This window comes from Pseudomonas sp. Sample_24 (genome assembly GCF_004307605.1).
In the GTDB taxonomy this organism is placed as follows: domain Bacteria; phylum Pseudomonadota; class Gammaproteobacteria; order Pseudomonadales; family Pseudomonadaceae; genus Aquipseudomonas.
In genome coordinates this window covers 1-24706 of the sequence record NZ_RCNW01000162.1, presented here as the reverse complement: position 1 = coordinate 24706, position 24706 = coordinate 1, and the positions used below count along the sequence as shown (strand labels likewise).

General features: G+C 58.5%; 21 protein-coding genes and 1 pseudogene. 17 read left to right on the top strand and 5 right to left on the bottom strand.

Annotated features, from left to right (window positions below; genetic code table 11):
- Positions 1-655: pseudogene (gene desA, locus D8V06_RS08605) on the bottom strand (delta-9 fatty acid desaturase DesA); the annotation flags it as partial.
- Between the two features lie 148 nt (positions 656-803).
- Here desA and dibA point away from each other — a divergent pair.
- The 6 genes from dibA (at position 804) to D8V06_RS08575 (ending at position 7059) form a co-directional block, all read left to right on the top strand.
- Entirely contained in the window at positions 804-2720 is a 1917-nt protein-coding gene (gene dibA, locus D8V06_RS08600; RefSeq protein ID WP_130930799.1) for a phosphodiesterase DibA, read from the top strand.
- A 238-nt stretch (positions 2721-2958) separates the two neighbouring features.
- Positions 2959-3141, top strand: a complete 183-nt coding sequence (oscA, locus tag D8V06_RS08595) for a sulfur starvation response protein OscA (protein WP_007975618.1) — start codon at positions 2959-2961, stop codon at positions 3139-3141.
- 78 nt (positions 3142-3219) lie between these two features.
- Complete coding sequence (locus D8V06_RS08590; RefSeq protein WP_056852065.1) at positions 3220-4233, top strand: sulfate ABC transporter substrate-binding protein; 1014 nt, start codon at positions 3220-3222, stop codon at positions 4231-4233.
- Positions 4234-4362: 129 nt separating this feature from the next.
- On the top strand, positions 4363-5181 hold the full coding sequence (cysT, locus tag D8V06_RS08585) for a sulfate ABC transporter permease subunit CysT (RefSeq protein ID WP_056852066.1): 819 nt from the start codon (positions 4363-4365) through the stop codon (positions 5179-5181).
- A gap of 12 nt (positions 5182-5193) precedes the next feature.
- Positions 5194-6066, top strand: a complete 873-nt coding sequence (cysW, locus tag D8V06_RS08580; protein WP_056852067.1) for a sulfate ABC transporter permease subunit CysW — start codon at positions 5194-5196, stop codon at positions 6064-6066.
- A gap of 3 nt (positions 6067-6069) precedes the next feature.
- Complete coding sequence (locus tag D8V06_RS08575) at positions 6070-7059, top strand: sulfate ABC transporter ATP-binding protein (protein ID WP_056852068.1); 990 nt, start codon at positions 6070-6072, stop codon at positions 7057-7059.
- A gap of 144 nt (positions 7060-7203) precedes the next feature.
- On the opposite strand, the gene D8V06_RS08570 is transcribed toward D8V06_RS08575, so the two are convergent.
- Positions 7204-7725, bottom strand: coding sequence for an Mpo1-like protein (locus tag D8V06_RS08570; RefSeq protein ID WP_056852069.1), 522 nt, complete (start codon positions 7723-7725; stop codon positions 7204-7206).
- 84 nt (positions 7726-7809) lie between these two features.
- On the opposite strand from D8V06_RS08570, the gene D8V06_RS08565 reads away from it, so the two are divergent.
- The 3 genes from D8V06_RS08565 to D8V06_RS08555 all read left to right on the top strand — a co-directional run bounded on the left by D8V06_RS08565 (position 7810) and on the right by D8V06_RS08555 (position 10080).
- Entirely contained in the window at positions 7810-8496 is a 687-nt protein-coding gene (locus D8V06_RS08565; protein WP_130930798.1) for a Crp/Fnr family transcriptional regulator, read from the top strand.
- Positions 8497-8606: 110 nt separating this feature from the next.
- Positions 8607-8855: a helix-turn-helix transcriptional regulator gene (locus D8V06_RS08560; RefSeq protein WP_056852071.1), complete on the top strand. Its 249-nt coding sequence runs from the start codon at positions 8607-8609 to the stop codon at positions 8853-8855.
- Positions 8848-10080, top strand: coding sequence for a type II toxin-antitoxin system HipA family toxin (locus D8V06_RS08555; protein WP_056852072.1), 1233 nt, complete (start codon positions 8848-8850; stop codon positions 10078-10080). The genes D8V06_RS08560 and D8V06_RS08555 overlap by 8 nt, the downstream gene beginning before the upstream one ends.
- Here the strand turns inward: D8V06_RS08555 and D8V06_RS08550 are convergent, their stop codons facing one another.
- Positions 10081-11085, bottom strand: coding sequence for an AraC family transcriptional regulator (locus D8V06_RS08550; RefSeq protein WP_056852073.1), 1005 nt, complete (start codon positions 11083-11085; stop codon positions 10081-10083).
- A gap of 100 nt (positions 11086-11185) precedes the next feature.
- Here D8V06_RS08550 and D8V06_RS08545 point away from each other — a divergent pair, with 100 nt between their 5' ends.
- The 5 genes from D8V06_RS08545 to D8V06_RS08525 all read left to right on the top strand — a co-directional run bounded on the left by D8V06_RS08545 (position 11186) and on the right by D8V06_RS08525 (position 16758).
- On the top strand, positions 11186-12259 hold the full coding sequence (locus D8V06_RS08545; RefSeq protein WP_130930797.1) for a fatty acid desaturase: 1074 nt from the start codon (positions 11186-11188) through the stop codon (positions 12257-12259).
- Between the two features lie 384 nt (positions 12260-12643).
- A complete protein-coding gene (locus D8V06_RS08540) occupies positions 12644-13225 on the top strand; it encodes an alpha/beta hydrolase (RefSeq protein WP_130904514.1) in 582 nt (193 codons plus the stop codon).
- A 55-nt stretch (positions 13226-13280) separates the two neighbouring features.
- Entirely contained in the window at positions 13281-14204 is a 924-nt protein-coding gene (locus D8V06_RS08535; protein ID WP_056852076.1) for a sigma 54-interacting transcriptional regulator, read from the top strand.
- Between the two features lie 249 nt (positions 14205-14453).
- Positions 14454-15251, top strand: coding sequence for a MetQ/NlpA family ABC transporter substrate-binding protein (locus tag D8V06_RS08530; protein WP_056852077.1), 798 nt, complete (start codon positions 14454-14456; stop codon positions 15249-15251).
- Positions 15252-15648: 397 nt separating this feature from the next.
- A complete protein-coding gene (locus D8V06_RS08525) occupies positions 15649-16758 on the top strand; it encodes an RHS repeat-associated core domain-containing protein (protein WP_130904513.1) in 1110 nt (369 codons plus the stop codon).
- 20 nt (positions 16759-16778) lie between these two features.
- On the opposite strand, the gene D8V06_RS08520 is transcribed toward D8V06_RS08525, so the two are convergent.
- Positions 16779-17975, bottom strand: a complete 1197-nt coding sequence (locus D8V06_RS08520; RefSeq protein WP_130930796.1) for an AAA family ATPase — start codon at positions 17973-17975, stop codon at positions 16779-16781.
- Positions 17976-18169: 194 nt separating this feature from the next.
- Between D8V06_RS08520 and D8V06_RS08515 the strand changes: the two genes are divergently transcribed.
- The 3 genes from D8V06_RS08515 to D8V06_RS08505 are packed head-to-tail and all read left to right on the top strand — an operon-like array spanning position 18170 to position 23390.
- On the top strand, positions 18170-19273 hold the full coding sequence (locus D8V06_RS08515; protein WP_130904511.1) for an efflux RND transporter periplasmic adaptor subunit: 1104 nt from the start codon (positions 18170-18172) through the stop codon (positions 19271-19273).
- Positions 19270-20337: an efflux RND transporter periplasmic adaptor subunit gene (locus D8V06_RS08510; protein ID WP_130904510.1), complete on the top strand. Its 1068-nt coding sequence runs from the start codon at positions 19270-19272 to the stop codon at positions 20335-20337. Before D8V06_RS08515 ends, D8V06_RS08510 begins: the two co-directional genes overlap by 4 nt.
- Entirely contained in the window at positions 20334-23390 is a 3057-nt protein-coding gene (locus D8V06_RS08505; protein WP_056852081.1) for an efflux RND transporter permease subunit, read from the top strand. The genes D8V06_RS08510 and D8V06_RS08505 overlap by 4 nt, the downstream gene beginning before the upstream one ends.
- A 69-nt stretch (positions 23391-23459) precedes the next feature.
- On the opposite strand, the gene D8V06_RS08500 is transcribed toward D8V06_RS08505, so the two are convergent.
- Positions 23460-24089, bottom strand: coding sequence for a class I SAM-dependent methyltransferase (locus D8V06_RS08500; protein WP_056852082.1), 630 nt, complete (start codon positions 24087-24089; stop codon positions 23460-23462).
- Positions 24090-24706 lie beyond the last annotated feature (617 nt).

Below are 24706 nucleotides of genomic sequence, written 5' to 3'. Positions count from 1 at the left end.
ACAGTTTGGCCGAGTTAGGGTAGGTGTGATGGTTGTTATGCAGTTCTTCGCCGCCAATGAGAATGCCCCAGGGCACCAGATTGGTCGCCGCATCGCGGCATTCGAAGTTGCGGTAACCGACGGCATGTCCCAGGCCATTGACCACGCCGGCGGCCCACACGGGAATCCACATCATCTGGACGGCCCAGATGGTGATGCCGATGGTGCCGAACAGCAGCAGGTCGATGACGCCCATGATCGCCACGCCCAGCAGCGGGAAGCGGGAGTAAAGGTTGCGCTCGATCCAGTCTTCGGGGCAGTTCTTGCCGTAGATGCGCAGGGTCTCGGGGTTTTCCGCTTCGGCGCGATAAAGCTCGGCGCCTTTGCGCAGCACGGTGGACAGGCCTTTGACGACCGGGCTGTGCGGGTCGTCTTCGGTTTCGCATTTGGCGTGATGCTTGCGGTGGATAGCGGTCCACTCACGGGTGTTCTGCGCGGTGGTCAGCCACAGCCAGAAACGGAAAAAATGTTTCAGGCCCGCATTCAGCTCCAGCGAGCGGTGGGCTGAATAACGGTGCAGATAGACCGTGACGGCGACGATTGTCACGTGGGTCATCAGCAGGGTGACTGCCACCAGCGACCAGGGCGACAAGCCGAGAAAACCTTCGTACCACATAGGCTATAGGGCCCTCGATAAATAAAAAAACAGCCGTTGCATTATCACTAAGCCCGCGCAGAAAACCAGTCGCCCTTTCAGATAAGAGTGGCTGGATGTTTCTTTAAATCTATAATCCCGGCAATTTTGTAGGGACATGGACCGTCGTATGTCTGCCAGCTATCGCGATGCCTTGCGCGCAGCGCTGCTTTACCTGTTGCTTTCTGTGGTCTGGCTGCAGGCTAGTGACTATTTATTGAACAGTTTCTTCGATCACTCGCTCGAGCGGTTGCGATGGCAACTGATCAACGGTTACCTCTGGGTGGCGGTGAGCGCCGGGTTGATCTTCATTGCCCGTGCCCGGCTGTTTCGATGTCTTGGCATCGGCGCCAAACTGCGCGAACGCAGTGAGGATCGCGAGCGATTGCGTCAGGCGGCCGCCGTGTTTGATTGCACCCGCGAAGGGGTGTTGGTCACCGATAGCGACGGGCTGATTGTCCATGTGAATCGCGCCTTCATGGAGATCACCGGCTATCAAGGTGAAGAGGTGTTGGGGCAGCGACCCAGTCTGTTCAAATCCGGTCGTCATTCGGCGGATTTCTATCAGGCAATGTTTGCCACCCTGGACAATTTGGGCGAGTGGAGCGGGGAAATCTGGAATCGGCGCAAAAGCGGGGAAATTTACCCGCAATGGCAAACCATCCGCCTCATTTTCGATGATCAGGGGCGACGCAGCCATTTTGTGGCGGTGTTTTCCGATATCAGTGCGGTCAAGAATTCCGAACACGAGCTGATGCACCTGGCGCACCACGACCCGCTGACTGATTTGCCCAATCGCTTGCTGCTCACCGATCGTGCCGAACAAGCCCTGGCCTCGGCGCAGCTTCACAAACGCGGTTGTGCATTGCTGGTGGTGGATCTCGATCACTTCAAGATGATCAACGACAGCCTTGGGCATCCCATTGGGGATCAGTTGCTCAAGGCTGTAGCCGGGCGTCTGAAAGGCATGTTTGACCCGGGCATCACACTGGCGCGACTGGGCGGCGACGAATTTGCCGTGTTGGCCGATTGCTGTCCGCAACTGATCCAGGCAGCTGCGCTGGCGCAACGGATCATCAACGGCCTCAAAGAGCCTTTCGCTATCGAGGGGCGCCAACTGTTTATCAATGCGAGCATAGGCATCAGCCTGTTCCCCAGCGATGCGTTGAGCGCCGAACAACTGTTGCGCAATGCCGATTCGGCGCTGTTCAAGGCCAAAAGCGCGGGTCGCAACGGATATGCGCTCTACACCGAAGAATTGACTGCCCATGCTCAGCAACGGGTCGAAGTCGCATTCCAATTGCGTCAGGCGCTGGAACAGCAGCAATTACGGGTTTATTACCAGCCGGTGCATGACCTGCAAACCAGCCGCTTGATCGGTGTCGAGGCGCTGGTGCGCTGGGAGCATCCACTGCGCGGCCTGGTGTCGCCGGCAGAATTCATCCCTGTCGCCGAGCGCACTGGGTTGATCGCCGAAATCGATGCCTGGGTGATGCAGCAAGCGTGTCAGCAGATGTGTCAGTGGCGGCAGGCCGGTGTTGAAATTTCGTTTGTCGCGGTGAATGTTTCTTCGCGATTGTTCGCTCGTCGTGAGCTTTATGGGCAAGTGGCGCAGGTCCTGCACGAAACCGGGCTGGAACCTGCTTGCCTGGAGCTGGAAGTCACCGAAAGCGCGGTGATGGAGGACCCGGAGGTCGCGCTTGAGCAAATGCATCGACTGCGCGAATTGGGCGTGCGCCTGGCCATCGACGATTTCGGCACCGGTTATTCGTCATTGCTGCGGCTAAAACGCTTGCCGGTGCAGAAACTCAAGATTGATCAGGGTTTCGTCGCCGGTCTGCCTTGGGATGAAGACGACTCGGCCATTGTGCGGGTCATCATCGCCCTGGCGCAGAGCATGGGTATGCAAGTACAGGCGGAGGGCGTCGAAACGGTCGAGCAGGCGGCGTTCCTGCTTGAGCACGGCGCTGATCAGGGTCAGGGGTACTGGTTTGGTCGGCCGGTGCCGCCAATGGAGCTGGATTGGGCCCGAACCCCCATCATCTGATCGTTCCCCCATGCTCCGCGTGGGAACGCATCCCGTGGCGCTCTGCGTCACCCTGAGATCAGGGACGAAGAGCGTCCCCGGCGGCATTCCCACGCGGTGCGTGGGAAGATAATTCTTTTGGTTATATAAACATTCTCAAATAGTCTTTTTAAGAATATCTGCGCCTCTCTACTATTGGTTTCACGCCGTAAGCAGTGCCGCCACTGCCAGGCAACCACACAGTCGAAGGAGCAGCACCATGAGCGCATCTCTGCGTAGCGTTGACGGTCAGGACGAAGCAACCATTCTGCGTGAAATCCAGAGCGCCCTGCGCGATCTGCGATTCGGCGCCGTGGAAATCACAGTGCACAACGCCCAGGTGGTCCAGATCGAACGCAAGGAAAAATTCCGTTTGCAGCAGCCGGGCAACAAGCCGGGCTGAAGCTTGCGATCCTTGAGCCGGCACCGCGATTCCTAAAATCCATAAGAACTAGCCAATAGAATTCCAGGAGCTTTCACCATGTCGTCGATTCGCCATTTCGCTTTGGCCGCTCTGGCCAGTGCTCTTTTTGCCGGTACTGCGGTTGCCAAGGATTACGAGCTGTTGAACGTGTCGTATGACCCGACCCGTGAGCTCTATCAGGAATACAACGCCGAATTCATCAAGTCCTGGCAGAAGGATCATGCGGGCGATACGGTGAAAATCCAGCAATCTCACGGCGGTTCTGGCAAACAAGGCCGGGCGGTCATTGATGGTCTGCGTGCCGACGTAGTGACGCTGGCGCTGGCCGGTGACATCGACGAAATCGCCAAGCTTGGCAAAACCCTGCCAGCGGATTGGCAGAAGCGGCTGCCGGAAGCGAGCACGCCGTACACGTCGACCATCGTGTTCCTGGTGCGCAAGGGCAACCCTAAAGGGATCAAGGATTGGGGTGACCTGATCAAGAACGACGTGTCGGTGATCACGCCAAACCCGAAGACTTCCGGTGGCGCACGCTGGAACTTCCTCGCGGCGTGGGCCTACGGGCTGAAAGCCAATGGCGGCAACGAAGCCAAGGCTAAAGAGTATGTGCAGACCCTGTTCAAGCACGTACCTGTGCTGGATACCGGTGCTCGCGGTTCGACCATCACCTTCGTCAACAACGGGCAGGGTGACGTGCTGCTGGCCTGGGAAAACGAAGCTTTCCTGGCGCTCAAAGAAGATGGCGGCGCCGACAAGTTCGACATTGTCGTACCTTCTTTGTCGATCCTCGCCGAGCCGCCGGTGGCGCTGGTCGACAAGAACGCCGAGAAAAAGGGCAACACCGAGATCGCCGAGGCGTACCTCAAGCACCTGTACAGCCCGGCCGGTCAGGAAATTGCGGCGAAAAACTTCTATCGTCCACGTGACAAGGACGTGGCCGCCAAGTACGCCCAGCAGTTCCCGAAACTGGAGCTGGTGACCATCGACAAGGATTTTGGCGGCTGGAAAACCGCGCAACCGAAATTCTTCAATGACGGCGGCGTGTTCGACCAGATCTACCAGGCGCAGTAATCTGAACAATCCGGATTCATTGTGGCGAGGGAGCTTGCTCCCGCTTGAGTGCGAAGCGCTCATTAGAAGCAGGGACCGCTGCGCAGTCCAGCGCGAGCAAGCTCCCTCGCCACACAACCAAGGACTTTTATGTCGCGTCGTATCTCCCCCGTCATACCCGGCTTCGGGCTGACGCTGGGGTACACCTTGGTGTACCTCAGTCTGATTGTGCTCATACCACTGGCGGCGATGTTCGTGCACGCCGCTCAACTCACCTGGGATCAGTTCTGGGCAATCATCTCGGCGCCACGGGTGCTGGCGGCGTTGAAGCTGAGCTTCGGCACCGCACTGTATGCCGCGATCATCAACGGCATCATCGGCACGCTGCTGGCGTGGGTGCTGGTGCGCTATACCTTCCCGGGGCGCAAAGTCATCGATGCGATGATCGACCTGCCGTTCGCGTTGCCCACCGCAGTGGCGGGTATCGCGCTGACTGCGCTTTACGCCCCCACCGGGCTGGTCGGTCAGTTCGCCACGGACCTGGGTTTCAAGATCGCTTACACCCCTCTGGGCATCACCCTTGCCCTGACTTTTGTGACGCTTCCATTCGTAGTACGTACCGTACAGCCAGTATTGGCCGATATCCCCCGTGAAGTCGAAGAAGCGGCGGCGTGCCTGGGTGCGAAGCCGTGGCAGGTGTTCCGTCATATCCTCGTACCGGCACTGCTGCCGGCCTGGTTGACCGGCTTTGCCCTGGCCTTTGCCCGCGGGGTTGGCGAGTACGGTTCGGTGATTTTCATCGCCGGTAACATGCCGATGAAAACCGAAATCCTGCCGCTGCTGATCATGGTCAAGCTCGACCAGTACGATTACACCGGCGCTACCTCCATTGGTGTACTGATGCTGGTGGTTTCTTTCATTCTGCTGCTGCTGATCAACCTGTTGCAGCGGCGCATCGAAACCCCATAAGGAGGCGCGAACATGTCCCAATCGTCTATCGCGGCCGCCTCTTCGGCCAACGCTGCCCGCCGTGGCAGTGCGACTTCGCGGCGCATCCTGATCGGCCTCGGCTGGCTGATCTTTGCCCTGTTTCTGTTGCTGCCGCTGTTCATCGTGGTGTCCCAGGGTTTGAAGCTCGGTATCGGTGCGTTTTTCACCGCCATCTTCGAGCCGGATGCGTTGTCCGCCCTGAAACTCACGGTGATCGCCGTACTGATTTCGGTGCCGTTGAACCTGGTGTTCGGCGTCAGCGCCGCGTGGTGCGTGAGCAAATACACGTTCCGTGGCAAGAGCATGCTGGTGACGCTGATCGACCTGCCGTTCTCGGTATCGCCGGTGATCGCCGGTCTGGTCTATGTGCTGATGTTCGGCGCCCAGGGCCTGTTCGGCCCGTGGCTGCAGGATCACGACATCCAGATCGTGTTCGCCTTGCCGGGCATTGTGCTGGCGACGATTTTCGTCACCGTGCCGTTCGTGGCCCGTGAGTTGATCCCGCTGATGCAAGAGCAGGGCACGCAGGAAGAAGAAGCCGCGCGTTTGCTCGGGGCCAATGGGTGGCAGATGTTCTGGCACGTCACCGTGCCCAACATCAAATGGGGCCTGATCTATGGCGTGGTGTTGTGTACTGCGCGGGCCATGGGTGAGTTCGGTGCGGTGTCGGTGGTTTCCGGGCACATTCGCGGGGTGACCAACACCTTGCCGCTGCACGTCGAGATCCTCTACAACGAATACAACCACGTGGCCGCGTTCGCCGTGGCGAGCCTGTTGCTGATCCTGGCGCTCTTCATCCTGCTGCTCAAGCAGTGGAGCGAAAACCGTATCAACCGCCTGCGCGCCAGCGCCGCGGAGGAATAATTCATGTCGATCGAAGTGCGTAACGTCAGCAAGAATTTCAATGCGTTCAAAGCGCTGGACAACATCAGCCTGGACATTCAGAGCGGCGAGCTCGTCGCGTTGCTCGGCCCATCGGGCTGTGGCAAGACCACGCTGTTGCGGATCATTGCCGGCCTGGAAACCCCGGACAACGGCAGCATCGTGTTCCACGGAGAAGACGTGTCCGGCCATGACGTGCGTGATCGCAACGTCGGTTTCGTGTTCCAGCACTACGCCCTGTTCCGCCACATGACGGTGTTCGATAACGTCGCGTTCGGCCTGCGCATGAAGCCGAAGAACCAGCGCCCGAACGAAAGCCAGATCGCGGCGAAAGTCCACGAACTGCTGAACATGGTGCAACTGGACTGGTTGTCGGATCGCTACCCGGAACAACTCTCCGGTGGTCAGCGTCAGCGGATTGCGCTGGCCCGTGCCTTGGCGGTGGAGCCCAAAGTGCTGCTGCTCGACGAACCCTTCGGTGCCCTCGACGCCAAGGTCCGTAAAGAGCTGCGCCGCTGGCTGGCGCGCCTGCACGAAGACATCAACCTGACGTCCGTTTTCGTGACCCACGACCAGGAAGAAGCGATGGAAGTCGCCGACCGCATCGTGGTGATGAACAAGGGCGTGATCGAGCAGATCGGCTCACCGGGCGACGTCTACGAAAACCCGGCCAGCGATTTCGTTTATCACTTCCTGGGTGACTCGAACCGGTTGCATCTGGGCGAGGACAATCACGTGCTGTTCCGCCCGCACGAGGTGTCGTTGTCGCGGCATGAACTGGACGATCACCATGCGGCCGAAGTGCGTGATATTCGTCCGTTGGGCGCGACGACGCGGGTGACTTTGAAGGTTGAAGGGCAGAGCGATCTGATCGAAGCCGAAGTGGTGAAGGATCACGACAGTCTGATCGGCTTGGCCAAGGGCGAGACGTTGTTCTTCAAGCCGAAAGTCTGGCAGAAAGTCGCCAACATTTAATCCCTCCAGCTGATCGTTCCCACGCTCTGCGTGGGAATGCCTCATGGGACGCTCCGCGTCCAGTGACGCAGAGCGTCACGGTATGCATTCCCACGCAGAGCGTGGGAACGATCAGTAGGAGCGAGGCTTGTCCGCGAAGGCGATCTACGCCGCAGCGCCTTTCTGACGCAAACGCACACCACCCGCCCGCGCCTCGATCTGCTCCTTGAGCTCATGCCGCATCCCCAGCAAGAACGCCAGTTCAGCCACCACAAACAACGGCCCGACGATCAATCCCGTCACATCATCGACAAAGGCCGGCTTGCGCCCCTCGTAGTGATGCCCGACGAACTGGATCGCCCAACCGATCACGAACATCGCCATGCCGCTGCTCAACCAGACCAGGGTGCTTTGCTGCGCCAGTACTTGACCCGCCCAGACGCACAGCCCCAGCAACACGGTCATCAGTATTCCGAGGCGCAGCTCCAGGCGCAGGTAAAACCACGCCGACGCCAACGCCACCAGCATTGCCGGTGATAACCAGCCCCCGGCCCACTGCGGACGCGACAGCAACACGGCCACCGCCACCACGATCAGCGGAATGCCGATAAAGTGAGTGGCGATGTTGCGCGGATCACGGTGGTACGCGGCGTATTGACTGAGATGGTCAACCAGGCTTTTTTTCATTGTTATTCCTCCTGTAGGGTGATCGATCATGCCCCGGGGCCGTTCTTCGCTCTGTCAGCCAGGCGACAATCTCTAGGAGTTTTCATGGATATGCAGGTCTGGCGTCCACGCCTGCTGCGCGGTCTGTGGTTCAGTCATCTGCCTGTTTCCCTACAGGATAGTCTGTTGGCAGCGGCCAGGTTGCGGCGCCTGTCTCCGGGGCAGCGCCTGTTCAAGCGCGGCGATCCGCCCTGTGGACTGTATGCGGTGCTTGAAGGTGCGATGCGCATCGGTGCGGTGAATGAGCAAGGCAAAGAGGCGTTGTTGAGCGTGGTGGAGGCACCGCACTGGTTTGGCGAAATCGGCCTGTTCGATGGCCAGCCGCGCACCCACGATGCGTTCGGCCTGGGGCATTGCACCCTGGCGCATATCCCGCAATCGGTTTTGCTGGCGTTGCTCGAAGAACAGCCGGTGCATTGGCGACAGTTGGCCTTGTTGATGAGCCAGAAACTGCGCCTGACCTTTATCAATCTCGAACAACTGAGCCTGATGCCGGCCCCCACTCGACTGGCCCACCGCTTGTTGATGATTGCCACAGGCTACGGCGAAAACGACCCACCGCGCCGCGTCCTGCAATTGCCTCAGGAACAACTGGCGTCGATGTTGTCGCTGTCGCGCCAGACCACCAATCAGATCCTCAAGGATTTGCAGGGGCAGGGGATTATCGGGTTGAGCTACGGCGAAATTGAAATCCTCGATGCCGTGCGATTGCGGGCATTGGCGATGGTTTGATGCTTCGTGTGGGTAAAAAAGCGGCTGGACTTTAATTCGGAGATGCATTAAATACAATGCAAAGTGTGACAAATTTCAATTTTGCACTGTATACGAGGCAAGGTAGCACTATGGAAAATCTGGGTGAGCTGATCCGAACCTTACGCAAAGAAAGAAAACTCTCCCAACAGGCACTGGCACAGCAGTACGGAATGAGCCGTGCGACTATCTCTGGAATCGAAAACAACACCCTCTCCGAAATTGGCCTGCGCAAGGTCGAGGCAATCCTCAACGGATTTGGTTATGAACTTACCGCCGTACCGCGGCAATCGAAGCGGCCGACACTGGATAGCCTGAAAAAGGTGAACTTCCATGGTTGAGCTGCAGCAAAGGGATCGGCTGGCGATCAGTGTTTCCAGCAATGCCGTCGGAATTCTTGGTCGAGGCCAATCGTCCGCTGACAGCGTTTTTGCCTACGCCGAAAACGCATCAGAGCAAGATGCCGTTTCTTTGATCATGCCGGTACGCCTGGAGAGCTACGCGTGGGAGCCAGGTGTTCCTCCGGTTTTCGAGATGAACTTGCCGGAGGGGACTTTGCGCGATGAGTTGACTCGTCGTTTCAGCAAGGCTGTCCGAGGCTTTGACGACTTTTCGATGCTTGCTATCGTCGGCCCGCACCAACTCGGCAGAGTGAGCATTTCACCGGCGCAGGACGGGCTCGACCAGCCACCTGAAACCAGCTTGGCGGACCTTCTTGTGCATGATGGTGCGCAAGGATTGTTCGACGACCTCTTGCACACGTATGGCCAGTACTCGGGCGTTTCCGGTGTGCAGCCGAAAGTTCTGATTCGTGATAGCGGGTCAACCATCGATCGACTGTCCCATCGGGGGGCGACACATCTGGTTAAAACCTTTCACCCGGAACAATACCCGCAACTCGCTGCAAACGAATATTTCTGCATGCGGGCTGCATTGCACTCGGGGCTTGAGGTGCCGAAGTTTGAACTGAGTGATCAAGGTAGATTCCTGATCGTTGAACGCTTCGACCTGAACGACAAAGGTTATTTGGGTTTCGAGGATTTTTGCGTGCTTAACGCCTGGCCTTCAAAAGCCAAATACGACGGCTCATATGAAGGTATTGCCAGACAGATCAAAGCGTTCGTTTCTCCTTCAATGCTCAATCAGGCGCTTGAGTCGTTTTTCAAAATCGTCGCACTTTCATCGGGTTTGAAGAACGGCGACGCGCACCTGAAAAACTTTGGCGTTCTCTATGAGGATTGCGCAGCCGATGCGCAAATCAGTCTGGCCCCTACCTACGACATCATCACTACGTCGGTCTACATCAAGGCCGACAGCATGGCGTTACTGTTGGGGGGATCGAAGGCGTGGCCAAAGTACAAAATGCTGATGCGCTTTGGTCGGTCTGCCTGCAACTTGACCGAAGGGCGCTGCAACGAGTTACTGCAACAAGTCGGCCATGGTATGGAAGTAGCGATGGACGAGATGGTCCAGCATATCAAGGCAAACGGTTCCTTTGCCCGGATAGGCGCGCAAATGCTGGAGCAGTGGCAAGCAGGCATTGCGCGTAGTCTGGTAAAAAACTAATCAGCGCAACCCATCCCGAAACTGTCCCGGTGTCATCCCGGTCCAGCGTTTGAACGCGCGGCTGAAGCTGCTGGTGTCGGCGAATCCGAGCAGATAACTGATCTCGCTCAGCGAAACCTGCGGGTCGCGCAGGTGCAGCAGGGCGAGGTTCTCGCGGCTTTCGTTGAGCAGCGTATCGAAGCGACAGCCTTCGTCCGCCAGGTGCCTTTGCAGGCTGCGCAGGCTCAGGTGCAGGGCCTTGGCGATGTGTTCGGCACTGGGTTCGCCTTCGGGCAGTTGTTCTTCAATGGCGTCGCGGACCTTGCGCTCCCATGTCAGCGGCTTGAGTTGCGCGAGGGTGCGTTTGAGCACGGTTTCGTTGTGCTCGGCCAGCTCCGGGTTGGCGTCATCCAGGTGGCTGTCGAAGTCGACAAGGGCGAATTCCAGCCGATCTTCCTCGGCGCCGAAGTACACGGGTGAGCGAAAGGCTTTATGCCATGGGTGCGCGTCTGCCGGTTCCGGGCGCCGCAGGTAGGTCGCCAGTGGTGCGTAATCCCGGCCCAGGCGATTGCGACAGGTGCGCACGTAAATCGCCATGAACGCATCGATGGCTTCGAAGGCCGGGGCCGGGTTGCCGCAGGGAATTTTCAGATGGAAGCGGTAGCGATCCTCGTCGCGGATCAGCTCCAGTTCCAGAGCATCGCTGACCACCTGGTGATAACGCACGATGCGCTCGAATACTTCGCGCAGGCTGCCGCTGGCCACCAGCGCATAGCCCAGGGCGTGAAAGGTGGTCGGGCTGACGAAGCGCGATACGCGTAAGCCAAGCGCCGGGTCACCGCTGGCCTGTACCGCCAACTCCCACAGACGCGTGGTTCCGGACAACGGATAACGCGCGTTCGGGTCCTCCATCAACTGCGGATCGAGTCCCGCTTGCCGGCACAGGCTGGTGCTGTCGACGCCCAGTGCATCGAGTTGCTTGCGCAAGGCGCGGGTCCAGCTGGCGAGTGAGGTCGGTTCAGTCATGCTGATTGGCGCTTCCGGTCAACAGGTTGGCGTTCACGGCTACCGCTGCAAAGGGGCGCGGCAGGCAGGATGCGAACATCAATAACCAGAGGATGGAAGCATGGACCGTACTTCTGCAAGCCCCCAACGACTGAATGCAGCTCAACGATCGGCACAAATTCGCGAAGTGGTGCTGGCCAAGGGTGTCGAGCTGCGGGAGCGCTACCCGATTCTCAAGCATCAGGACGCTATCGGCGCGAGCATTCTGGCGTTCGCATTGGCCGGCATGATCGGTTCGGCAACGCTCTACATCAGCGGACACATGGCCTGGTGGGCGTGCCTGTTGCTTAACGCGTTTTTTGCTTCGCTGACCCATGAGCTGGAACACGATCTGATTCACAGCATGTACTTCCGTAAACAGAAGGTGCCGCACAACCTGATGATGGGGCTGGTCTGGCTGGCCCGCCCGAGCACCATCAACCCATGGATTCGCCGTCACCTGCACCTCAATCACCACAAGTTTTCCGGCTCTGAAACCGACATGGAGGAGCGCGCGATCACCAACGGCGAGCCATGGGGTTTCGCCCGGTTCTTGATGATTGGCGACAACATCATGTCGGCGTTTATCCGCATGTTGCGAGCCAGGACATGGGCACACAAGTTCAGCATCATCAAGCGCACCTTGAAGGTCTATGCACCGCTGGCGCTGGTGCATTGGGGGGCGTGGTATGTGTTTCTCGGTTTTCATGCGGCCAATGGCATTGCGCAACTGATGGGCACGCCGATCGATTGGTCGGCGACGACGTTGTCGGTCATGCAGGTGATCGACATCGCGGCAGTCGTGATCATCGGCCCGAATGTACTGCGCACGTTTTGCCTGCACTTCATCAGCTCGAACATGCACTACTACGGCGACGTGGAACCGGGCAACGTCATGCAGCAAACCCAAGTGCTGAATGCATGGTGGTTATGGCCGTTGCAGGCATTCTGCTTCAATTTCGGCAGCAGCCACGGGATTCATCATTTTGTGGTGAAGGAGCCGTTCTACATCCGCCAGCTGACAGTGCCGGTGGGTCACAAAGTAATGCGGGAGATGGGGGTGCGGTTCAACGATCTCGGCACCTTCGGCCGGGCGAACCGGTTTGTGCGCAAGGAAACTACAGAACCACAGCAAGTGCGAACCGCTCAGGTGTGAGCACTACACCGGAGACTCAAATCTGTTCGTTCGTCATAAATCTGACCTAAAGGGACGTTAGGTTATGACGCAGGAAGGAGGCCCGGCGATGGATCGCCTTATGTCATAAAGTGCTAACAAAGTAATCAAATATTCCTTTATTGGATAACCGTTTTAGCCAATCATCGGCTTCCGGTGTTGCTGATCAGCACTGACAGAATTTGAGTTTCCGGGGGCCGTCTCCTTGGCAGGGTGCGGCCCCTTTTTTATTCCGCAAGAAACACCAACCCACCAATTGTTTTTATATTCCAATCGGGCCTTAATAAATAGCTTCTTATTCCTTAACGAATATAACTCTCCTCCCTATACTCGATCGGGAACAGACACGCAGCAGGAGAGTTCCCCATGCGCAACGAATCGATTCGCTACCTGATTGTGCCGGGCTGGCAAGGATCGCCAGAAGATCATTGGCAAAGCCATTGGCAGAAAAGTTTGCCGAACAGCGCACGGGTCGAACAGGCCGACTGGTTGACACCGCGCCGCGAAGACTGGGTAGCGGCCTTGGCTGAGGCGATCGCGGCCGACAGCACTCCGGTCATTCTGATTGCCCACAGCCTGGGATGCATCACTGTCGCCCATTGGGCTGCGACGGCGCCCGTGCAGTTCTTGCGGCAGGTGCGCGGCGCCTTACTGGTCGCACCGGCAGACGTCGAGCGTCCGGCCTGTGCGCCGGCCCTGCGTAATTTCGCACCGATTCCGACTGACCTGCTGCCATTTCCCAGCCAGGTCGTCAGTTCCGATAACGACAGTGCCGTCAGTGCATCGCGAGCGTTGGAGCTGGCGCGCAATTGGGGAGCCGAAGCGGGCATCCTCGCAGGTGCCGGTCACATCAACGTCAAGTCCGGACATCAGCGTTGGGAGCAGGGATTTGCCTATCTCTATCGCCTGCAGAACCGCATGGAACAACACGCCCTGCGCCGCGCTTGAACACTTTCCTTAGTTAACGCCCCCGTCTCCCGGCGGTTTTGGGCGGGAGTCTGCCATGAGCTTTGAAACCTTCGGTCAGCCGCTGCTGACCTTTCCCGATGCTGAAAAAAGTCCCCTGAGCATTCGCGCCAAGGCGTTGGTGTTCGTCGATCCGCGCTCCCGGCAATTGCGCCAGGAGCTGGAACAACTGGCACCGCGCTCGATTTCGGTGCTGATCCGTGGCGAAACGGGGAGCGGTAAAGAATTGTTGGCGCGGCACATCCATCGCGCCAGCGATCGTGGCGGATTGTTTGTGTCGGTCAATTGCGGCGCGATCAGCCCGACCTACGCCGATGCTGAATTGTTTGGCTATGCCGCAGGCAGCTACAGCGGTTCGGCGAGCAGTCGCGCGGGATGGTTTGGTTCGGCCAACGGCGGCACGCTGTACCTGGACGAGATCGGCGACTTGCCGCTGCCGATCCAGATCAAACTGCTCGCCGCGCTGGAAAACCACGAAGTGACACGCGTTGGTGCCCAGCAGCCGAGCCCGGTAGATGTGCGTCTGGTAGCGGCCACCAGCATCGATCTGGCCCAGGCGGTTGCCGCCGGGAAATTCCATGAGCGGCTCTATCACTACCTCAGCGAGGGGCAGCTCGAACTGCCAGCCTTGCGCGAGCGGGTCGGCGACATTCTGTCGTTGGCCGAATACTTCCTGGGTATCTACAGCCAACGCCTCGATCTGCCGGTGCCGCTGATCAGCGAAACCGCGCAACACGTGCTGGAGCGACACAGTTGGCCGGGCAACACCCGCGAACTGGAAAATGTCATTCACTTTGCGTTGTTGGTGAGTACCGGCGACGAGATTTTGCCGGAGCATTTGAATTTGCCGGATGAAGGGCTGGCGCAGATTGAACGGCAACTCCAGCAGATACTCGACAAGGGCTCCGCGTCTGAAAAAGCCGCCCTGAAACAAATACTTAAGCAGGCTGGCCTCCTGTAACCCGAGAACGCCGCAGAGTCTCAGGAGCCCTGCGTTATCGTTTGGCGACCCTCGCGAGCAGTCTCGCAACCAAGGGAATGCGCGGGCTAGAGCTGTATGAACAAAATGGAATATGAAGCTGAATAAAGGTTATTGTTCGGGAATAAAAAATCCCGGTATTGTCCGCTTCACGCCAGCGATAGCACTTCACTGGCACACGTACTGATAGCCGTCGCCACAAGCGACTGTGATATTCGATAAGGACACTGCATGAAAAAGGTTCTGTTGTTCACCGCACTGGCGGCTGCCCTGACCGCGGGCCTGGCCCAGGCTGGCGAGAAACTGGTGGTTGCCGCGACCCCGGTGCCACACGCCGAAATCCTTGAGCTGATCAAGCCAACCCTCGCCAAAGAAGGTGTGGACCTGGAAATCAAAGTCTTCACCGACTACGTACAGCCGAACGTGCAAGTTGGCGAAAAGCGCCTGGATGCCAACTACTTCCAGACCAAGCCTTATCTGGACAGCTTCAACGCTGGCAAATACAAGGATGACAAAGCCAAGTACCTGGTCACCGTGCAAGGTGTGCACGTTGAACCGTTCGGTGGCTACTCGAGCAAATACAAAACCCTGGCCGAGCTGCCTGACGGCGCGACCATCGCTATCCCGAACGAAGGCAGCAACAGCGGTCGTGCGTTGATCCTGCTGCAGAAAGCCGGTCTGATCGAACTCAAGGATCCGAAAAACGCCCTGGCGACCCCGAAAGATATCGCCAAGAACCCGCACAACTTCAAGTTCAAGGAACTTGAATCGGCCCTGTTGCCACGTGTTCTGAAGGAAGTTGATCTGGACATGATCAACACCAACTACGCGCTGGAAGCCAAGTTGAACCCGACCAAGGACGCCCTGGTGATCGAAGGTGCTGATTCGCCTTACGTGAACTTCCTGGTGGCCCGTGAGGACAACAAGGACAGCGCCGCTATCCAGAAACTGGCCAAAGCCCTGACCAGCCCGGAAGTGAAAGCATTCATCGAGAAGAAGTACAGCGGCGCGGTACTGCCGGCGTTCTGATTCGCGAGGTAAACCCTTCAAGGTTTCCAACGCCGACGGCTAGCGCTAGCGTCGGCGTTTTTTTGTGTTTGAAAATCAAGCAGTGCTGGCCAGCAACGCCCTGCGCAACGCGACCAATAACTTTACGATGTCCTGCGGATTCATGGGTTCAAGCACTTTTGCATCTGCCATGTTCTCTTCCTTGTGAGTGTTCGGCCAGGGAGTCTGGCCAATAACGGTCCGTCCTTGGAGGGGCAAATCGAAAAATAGATCCTTCCTACGGCGTAAAGGAAAATAGCCGTCTTACGCCGCCTCGGCAAACAGGCCAAACACTTTTCCTCAATTACTAGCACTTTTGCCAGTTGTTCCGAATCCTCCGGCCGTTTCAAGCTACGATCATTGAACGGAGGTGCTGACGATGACCACATATTTGTGCCGCTATGGTTACGACGCACTGGATCTGCTGATCGGGCTGGAGCCATTGGGGCAAGAAAAAATGCAGCGATTTTATCGTCACCAACATTTGGTGACGGAATTGCAAGGCTGCACCAGCCAGAGTGTGTTTCAAACAGAATCGCAACTGCTGGCGGAGCAACGTCGCGATCATGATAACGTTGCGAGTCGATTGCTGGCGACTGACCACCAACGATCCATTCAGCAACTCACCCATCCACCTCTACGGCAGGTCTATTCGCCCTACGGCCATCGCCGGGTCGAAAGCGGTCTCGGCAGTCTTCTGGGTTTCAATGGCGAAAGGGGTGACCCGGTCACCGGCCACTATTTGCTGGGCAATGGTCATCGTGCATTCAATCCGGTGCTGATGCGCTTCAACAGCCCGGACAGTCTGAGTCCGTTTGGGCGGGGCGGGCTGAATCCGTATGCGTATTGCCTGGGGGATCCGGTGAATTTCAGTGATCCGACGGGGCATGCGGGCGAGCCAAACTGGCAATCGTGGATGTTCGTCGCAATGTCTGCGCTGGGTCTGGTGTCGGGCGCTGTCGGAATTTACTCGGCAAGGCTCTCTATCAGGAATGCAAAAGTCGCTAGCAGCACGGCCTCTGGAACCGTCTCGAAACACGCCAAGTACGCAGGTATGACGGGGGCTGTGACAGGATTCGTCGGTGCCGGGACGGGGTTCGTGAGGTCCAGTATCGCTGCCGCGGATCCGGATAATTCAGCCCTGGATCCCCTGCTTGCGATCATGGCCGCCTTCAGCGCTTTATCGTTTGCCGCTACAGCAACTGCGGTGTCCTTCAACTTTCGTGCTTACAGGATAAACCGGGCTGAAGCAGTGAAGGTTGCCTACAGAGGAGTAAAATCAGGTCCCTTCAGAAACCCGCAGGTAAGTCCGCCCGCAGCGCCAGGCTCGCCGATTCCTTCAGCTCCGCTTCCTTCGCCCGGGCCGATTGGCTTTGAAAGTTTTCAGGTTCCAACGGTCAGACATCGAACCGATGTCAACTTGAACATGGGTTTCGACAGTCAAGTCGAGAATCCCGGGCGTGCCATGAAAATCCGCCGATCCTTTTAGAACAACTCGACACCTGTCATTCAATCCGGCCAATACCACGCCGGTTCGTCCAACATCCGCTGCCCGACAATCCCGGTCTGGCCAAGGGTTTTCTCCAGCACGATGCAGTTGCATTCCGGGTCCTGCTGCAATGCAGAGATCAGTCGTCGGGCATGGGACACCACCCACACCTGACACTGCTCGGAGGCGCGGATGATCAACCGCGCCAATGCCGGCAACAGATCCGGATGCAGGCTGGTTTCCGGTTCGTTCAACACCATCAGCGTCGGCGGGCGTGGCGTCAGCAGCGCCGCCACCAGCAGCAGATAGCGCAGCGTGCCGTCCGATAGTTCGGCGGCGGACAGCGGGCGCAACAATCCTTCCTGATAAAACTCGATGGCGAAGCGGCCACCGGCGAGCGGTTCGATGTGCAATCGTGCACCGGGAAATGCATCGCTGATCGCGTCGCGCAATGCCTCGGGGTCGCCGATTTCGATAATGGTCTGCAACGCCGCCGCCAGGTCGCGGCCGTCGTGGTGTAGAACCGGCGTACGGGTGCCCAATTGCGGTTGGCGCACTGGTGCGTCGACGTCACTGCGAAAGTGATCGTAGAAGCGCCAGCGGCGGATGAATTCGCGCAGTTCCAGAACTTCCGGCGAGGTGCGCAAGCTGCCGACCTGATCAAAAAGACTGTCGAAATTCGGGGTGTGCTGTGCCAGTACATCCCATTGACGATCGGCCCGACTGCGGATCATCGGGCCGTCGCGATCCACCAACAGACTTGCCGGACGATAGAACGCCCCGTTCCAGATGCATTCGCGCTTGATCTGCGGATCGAGGCTGAACCGTGAAGGGATGGGCGTGTCGTGCCCTGGAAGCATGAAGTGGCCGTTGGATTCAGGAAGGCCGAGACTGATCGAGTAACCGAAGTCCTCACTGGTGAACCCCAGACGCAGGCGTTTGGCGCCCTGTCTCACGCCGGCCTCGACCGGCACCTCACCATTTCGCATACGCCGGGAGATGGTTTGCGGTCCCGCCCAGAAGGTCGAGCCCAGCCCACCCTCACGGGCCAGCGCATTGACCACGCCACCCTGAGCGGTTTCCGCCAGCAAACGCAGCGCGCGGTAGAGGTTCGATTTGCCGCTGCCGTTTGGCCCGGTGATCAGGTTCAAGCGACCCAGTGGGATCACCAGTTTGTTGATCGAGCGGTAATTGGCCACCGCGAGGGTGTTGAGCATGGAAAATGTCCCTATTGGCCGACCCTGCAGGCGCTGCCGCAGCTACGATCTCTTGCCTTTGAGTTGATCAGGGTCAAAAGATCGCAGCCCGCGGCAGCTCGTACAAGAGGAAAAGCTGAATTTGCGTAGGCGAAGGTTAATCCCTGTTCTAAGCTGACAAACGAATCGCGCCCGTTAAACGCAAAGGAGTCTGCATGGCTGGTCCCGGATTGAGATTAGCGCTTGGCCTGAGCCTCCTGGTATTGCTCAGTGCCTGCGACAAAGAGAAACCGCTCGAGAAGGCTCGGCCACGGGTTTTCGTTCAGGAAGTCAAACTCACCGATTACGCTGCCAACATCACCTTGACCGGCGATGTGCAGGCTCGGGTGCAGACCGAGCTGTCTTTTCGCGTGAGTGGAAAGATCATCCAGCGTATGGTCGATGTGGGTGACCGGATCGCGGCCAGGCAGGTCCTTGCCCGGCTCGACCCGAAGGACCTGCAAACCAGTCTCGACTCGGCACAGGCTCAAGTGGTGGCCGAGCAGGCCAAGGTCAAACAGAACGCCGCGTCTTTCGTGCGCCAGCAAAAACTGTTGCCCAAGGGTTATACCAGCCAAAGCGAGTACGACTCTGCGCAGGCGGCATTGCGCAGTAGCCAAAGCTCACTCGCGGCGGCCCAGGCGCAGTTGGCCAATGCCCGTGAACAACTGAGTTACACCGCGTTGATGTCGGATGCGCCAGGCGTGATCACTGCGCGCCAGGCAGAGGTCGGCCAGGTGGTTCAGGCCACCGTGCCGATCTTCAGCCTGGCCCAGGACGGTGCGCGCGATGCGGTGTTCAACGTCTATGAATCGCTGCTGGCCGAACCACCATCAGACAAGGGTGTTGTGGTCAGCCTGCTCGACAATCCGGCGATCAAAACCACCGGTACAGTCCGCGAGATTACCCCGGCGGTCTCGGAGCAGACTGGCACTGTGCAAGTCAAAGTCACCCTCGACAGCTTGCCGCCCGGCATGCAACTGGGTTCGGTGGTGAGTGCCACAGCCAATACCCGGGGCAAGTCCGCGGTGGAGTTGCCGTGGTCGGCGCTGACCAAAAAAATCAGCGAGCCCGCGGTATGGCTGGTGGACGGCGACGGCAAGGCGCAGTTGCATACCGTCACCGTCGGCCGCTATCTGACCGGTAAAGTCATCATCAGCGAGGGCCTCAAAGGAGGCGAAAAAGTCGTCGTTGCCGGTGGCCAGTTGCTGCATCCCGGCGTGACGGTGGAAATCGCTGAAGACACCTACAAGGAATTGGCCGCGGAGAGTCAACCATGAAGCATCTGTTACTGGTTCTGACCAGTGTGATGCTGGTGGCCTGTTCGGAAAAAGAAGCGCCAGCGGAGCCGGTGCGACCGGTGTTGTCGATCAAGGTCGAGGCACTGGGTGAACAAAACCTTGGCCGATTCGCGGGGAGCATCCAGGCCCGCTATGAGAGCAATGTCGGTTTCCGTGTACCGGGACGCATCGCGAGCCGTAGCGTCGATGTCGGCGCGGAGGTCGACAAGGGGGCGTTGCTTGCCTCGCTGGACCCTACGGATCAGCAGAACCAATTGCGCTCGGCAGAGGGCGACCTGGCGAGCATCCGGGCGAATCTGATCAACGCCCAGGCCACCGCCCGGCGACAGCAGAGCCTGTTCGATCAAGGCGTGGGCTCCCAGGCGCAACTCGACGCTGCACTGACTGACCTGAAGACCACCCAGGCCTCGCTGGACCAGGCTCAGGCAGCGGTCAGCCAGGCCAAGGATCAACTCAACTACGTTGAATTGCGTGCCGATCACAAAGCGGTCGTCACCGCGTGGATGGCCGAAGCCGGACAAGTTGTCACCGCCGGCCAGCAAGTGGTTACGCTGGCGCGACCGGATATCAAGGAGGCGGTGATCGATCTGCCGGACACCCTGGTCGATCAGTTACCCGAAGACGTGGTGTTCCAGGTTGCTTCGCAATTGAGCCCGGAGATCAACACCACGGCTATCGTGCGGGAAATCGAGCCCCAGGCACAAAGTGCAACCCGTACCCGACGCGCGCGCCTGACCCTTTCCGAAACACCCAGCGGATTTCGCCTGGGCACGGCGATCAGCGTGACATTGATTTCTGCGATCAAGCCGCAGATCGAATTGCCTCTGAGCGCGTTGCAGGAAGTCGAAGGCAAGTCGCGCATCTGGGTAATCGATGCCCAGGCGCAAACCGTTTCTCCCAGGGATGTCAGCATCATCAGCCGCACGGACAGCACCGTCGTGGTAGCCAGCGGCGTGAAGTCCGGCGAGCGGATTGTCAGTGCGGGAGTCAACAGCCTCAAACCGGGGCAAAAAGTGAAAGTAGATGAGGGCAGCCCACAATGAAAGGGAGTTTCAACTTATCCGAATGGGCGCTCAAACATCAGTCGTTTGTCTGGTATCTGATGTTCGTCGCATTGCTGATGGGCGTGTTTTCGTACCTGAACCTGGGGCGCGAGGAAGACCCTTCCTTCACGATCAAGACCATGGTTATCCAGACCCGCTGGCCAGGTGCGACCCAGGAGGAAACCCTCAAGCAGGTCACTGACCGCATCGAGAAAAAACTCGAAGAACTCGACTCGCTCGACTACGTGAAAAGCTATACCCGACCCGGTGAGTCCACGGTCTACGTTTACTTGCGCGACACGACCAAGGCCAAGGACATTCCGGAAATCTGGTACCAGGTGCGCAAGAAGATCGGCGACATCCGTTATTCGTTTCCACAAGGCATTCAGGGACCGTCGTTCAACGATGAATTCGGCGACGTGTTCGGTTCGATCTATGCCTTTACCGCCGACGGTCTGACATTGCGCCAATTGCGCGACTACGTCGAACAGGCCCGTGCCGATATCCGCGGCGTGCCGGGCTTGGGCAAGATCGAGATGATTGGCCAGCAGGACGAAGTCCTGTACCTGAACTTCTCGACCCGCAAACTGGCGGCGCTGGGTATCGATGAGCAACAGGTTGTGCAAAGTCTGCAAACGCAAAACGCCGTGACCCCGGCCGGGGTGATCGAGGCGGGACCCGAGCGGATTTCCGTACGCACGTCAGGGCAGTTCATTTCCGAGAAGGATCTGGCCAACGTCAATCTGCGACTCAATGATCGCTTTTATCGTCTGGCCGATATAGCCGATATCCGCCGAGGCTACGTCGACCCCTCGACGCCGGAATTCCGCTTCAATGGCCAACAGGCTATCGGTCTGGCCATAGCCATGCAGACCGGGGGCAACATCCAGGAATTCGGCAAGGCGCTGCATCAGCGCATTAATGAGCTCACTGCCAACCTGCCGATGGGTGTCGGTGTGCACAACGTGTCCGATCAGTCTGTTGTGGTAGAAGCCGCAGTTGGCGGCTTCACCAGTGCGTTGTTTGAAGCCGTAGTGATCGTGTTGGTGGTCAGCTTCATCAGCCTCGGCTTGCGTGCTGGCTTGGTGGTGGCTTGCTCGATCCCGCTGGTATTGGCCATGGTGTTCGTGTTCATGGAGTACAGCGGAATCACCATGCAGCGGATTTCCCTCGGTGCGTTGATCATCGCGCTGGGCCTGCTGGTGGATGACGCAATGATCACGGTCGAGATGATGGTCTCGCGTCTGGAGCTGGGCGAGTCCAAGGAACAGGCTGCGACTTTTGCCTACACCTCGACCGCGTTCCCGATGCTCACCGGCACGCTGGTGACCGTCGCCGGTTTCGTCCCCATTGGTTTGAATGGCAGCTCGGCCGGCGAATACACCTTTACCCTGTTCGCGGTGATTGCCGTCGCGATGATGGTTTCGTGGGTGGTCGCGGTGCTGTTTGCGCCGGTCATCGGCGTGCACATCCTCAGTGCCAATGTGAAGCCTCACGCGGCGGAGCCCGGTCGACTGGGGCGGGCATTCAACGGCGGTCTGTTGTGGTGCATGCGCAACCGGTGGTGGGCGATCGGCATCACGGTGCTGCTGTTCGCGCTGTCGGTTGTAGGTATGCAATTTGTGCAGAACCAATTCTTTCCGGCCTCGGATCGCCCGGAAATCCTCGTGGATCTGAACCTGCCACAAAACGCCTCGATCGATGAAACCCGCAAGGCCGTGGACAAGCTCGAGGCGACGCTCAAGGGTGACCCGGATATCGTGCGCTGGAGTAGTTACGTCGGCCAGGGTGCAATTCGTTTTTATCTGCCCCTCGACCAGCAACTGCAGAACCCTTATTACGCGCAACTGGTGATCGTTGCCAAAGACTTCGAGACGCGCGCCGCCCTCAGCGATCGGCTGCGTGAACGTCTGCGCAATGATTTCGTGGGTATCGGCAGTTTCGTCCAGGCGCTGGAGTTAGGCCCGCCTGTGGGGCGGCCGATCCAGTACCGCGTCAGCGGCCCGGACATCGACCAGGTGCGCAAGCACGCCATCGATCTGGCCAGCCAGCTGGACAAGAACCCGCACATCGGCGAAATCATTTTCGACTGGAACGAGCCTGGCAAGGTGCTGCGCATCGATATCGCCCAGGACAAGGCTCGCCAGCTCGGCTTGTCTTCCGAAGACGTGGCGAACCTGATGAACAGCATCGTCACTGGCTCGACGGTGACGCAGGTCGACGACGATATCTACCTGATCAATGTGGTCGGCCGCGCCGTGGATGCTGAACGGGGCTCGCCGGAAACGCTGCAGAACCTGCAAATTCTCACGCCGGGCGGCACCTCGATTCCCCTGCTCGCGTTTGCCTCGGTGCGTTACGAACTGGAGCAGCCGCTTGTGTGGCGTCGCGACCGCAAACCGACAATCACCATCAAGACCGCAGTGATCGGTGATATTCAGCCAACCGATCTGGTGAAGCTGCTCAAACCGGACATCGACAAGTACGCCGCCGCATTGCCTGCGGGGTACAAGGTCGCCACGGGCGGTACGGTGGAGGAGAGTGCCAAGGCCCAGGGGCCGATCAACAAAGTCGTGCCGTTGATGATATTCCTGATGGCCACCTTTCTGATGATTCAGCTGCACAGCGTGCAGAAGATGTTCCTGGTAGCCAGCGTCGCGCCGCTGGGCTTGATCGGCGTGGTGTTGGCGCTGGTGCCGACCGGAACGCCAATGGGCTTTGTGGCGATACTCGGCATCCTGGCGCTGATCGGCATCATCATCCGCAACTCGGTGATCCTGGTAACCCAGATCGACACGTTCATCGCCGACGGTTCTTCACCATGGGATGCCGTGGTGGAAGCTACCGAACACCGGCGGCGCCCGATTTTGCTCACCGCCGCGGCGGCGAGCCTGGGCATGATCCCGATTGCCCGGGAAGTGTTCTGGGGACCGATGGCCTACGCAATGATCGGCGGGATCATCGTCGCTACCTTGCTGACGCTGCTGTTTTTGCCGGCACTGTATGTGGCCTGGTACAAGATTCGCGAGCCGAAGAAAGACGCCGCGCAGTGATCGTTCCCACGCTCTGCGGCATGACGCAGAGCGTCACTGGCTGCATTCCCACGCAGAGCGTGGGAACGATCAGTCGACGCGCCGCCAGACACTCGCCAGCCAGGGCTGCTGCTCGCGCGGCAGCCCCGCCGGCCGGTAGTAATGCTCCAGCTCGACAAAGCCCGCCTCGGTCAGCAGCTGTTGCCAGGCCGCAAGATCGTGATACGCCCCATACCGTGGCCCGTTCCAGCCTTCCTGATTTTCGCCACGAGGATTGGAACTGAACAACACCCCTCCCGGTTTCAACGTTCCCCACAACTGTTTCAACACCCGCGGCAGTTCCTGTCGCGGAACATGAAACAACACCGCGTTGGCAAAAATCCCGTCGAAACGCTCGGCCGGCAAGTCGAGCTTCAGGAAGTCCTGTTGCCAGACTTCGCAGCCACTGTCGTCACGGGCCATTTGCGCGAACCTTTCCGAACCGTCCAGTCCGACGGCCCGATGGCCCATGCGGGTAAACGTCTGCAAATCACGACCGGGACCGCAGCCAAAATCGAGAATGTCGAATGGCGCCGTGCCTTGAATGTGCCGTAACAGCGCATCGATGTTCTGGCTGACATCGTGATCGCGTGTCCCCTCACGAAAGTTCTCAGCGACCGAGTTGTAATGGCCCAGAGTGGTGGCGGTGATCTGCTTGAGGTCGTCGGGGGTTTGTTTCATGGTCGGCTGCGCAGGTAAAGGAGTTGTGCCGACTATAAGCGCTTTCGCGCTTCAAAAGATCGCAACCTACGGCAGCGCCTACATGGGTAACCGATATCGCGACTAAACGAACAGGGGTGGCGGCTGCACGCAGGTTAGTCGACCGGCCTCTAGGAATACCGGCGCACCCGAAGGTGCCCTGCGCACAGCCACCATAAAATTCAGGCAATAAAAAACACCTGAAAGAGGTGACGCTGTACGCCTAGAGGAACCGGGCGACTAAACCCGTTCACTGATGAGCAGTGACGAACCGAGACTAGCCAGCGAATTTGCCAGGCGCAAGCGAGCGAAATGATCTAGGAAATGACCTGCAAATGAAAGGAATCGGGACTTCGGAATTGCCGATTTCTCTGTGGGAAAACTTCCCTTCTGCGTCCAATAATCCCTCATGGCCAGGAAGCTGTTATGCAGGACAAACACGCTTTGTGGCGAGGGAGCTTGCTCCCGCTGGGCTGCGAAGAAGCCCCCCAGACCATTCAAAGAGGTGTATCAGAAACATGCGGGTGTCAGTTTTTGCGATTGCTGCGCAATCGAGCGGGAGCAAGCTCCCTCGCCACAAAAGCGCCTCCATCCCCCAG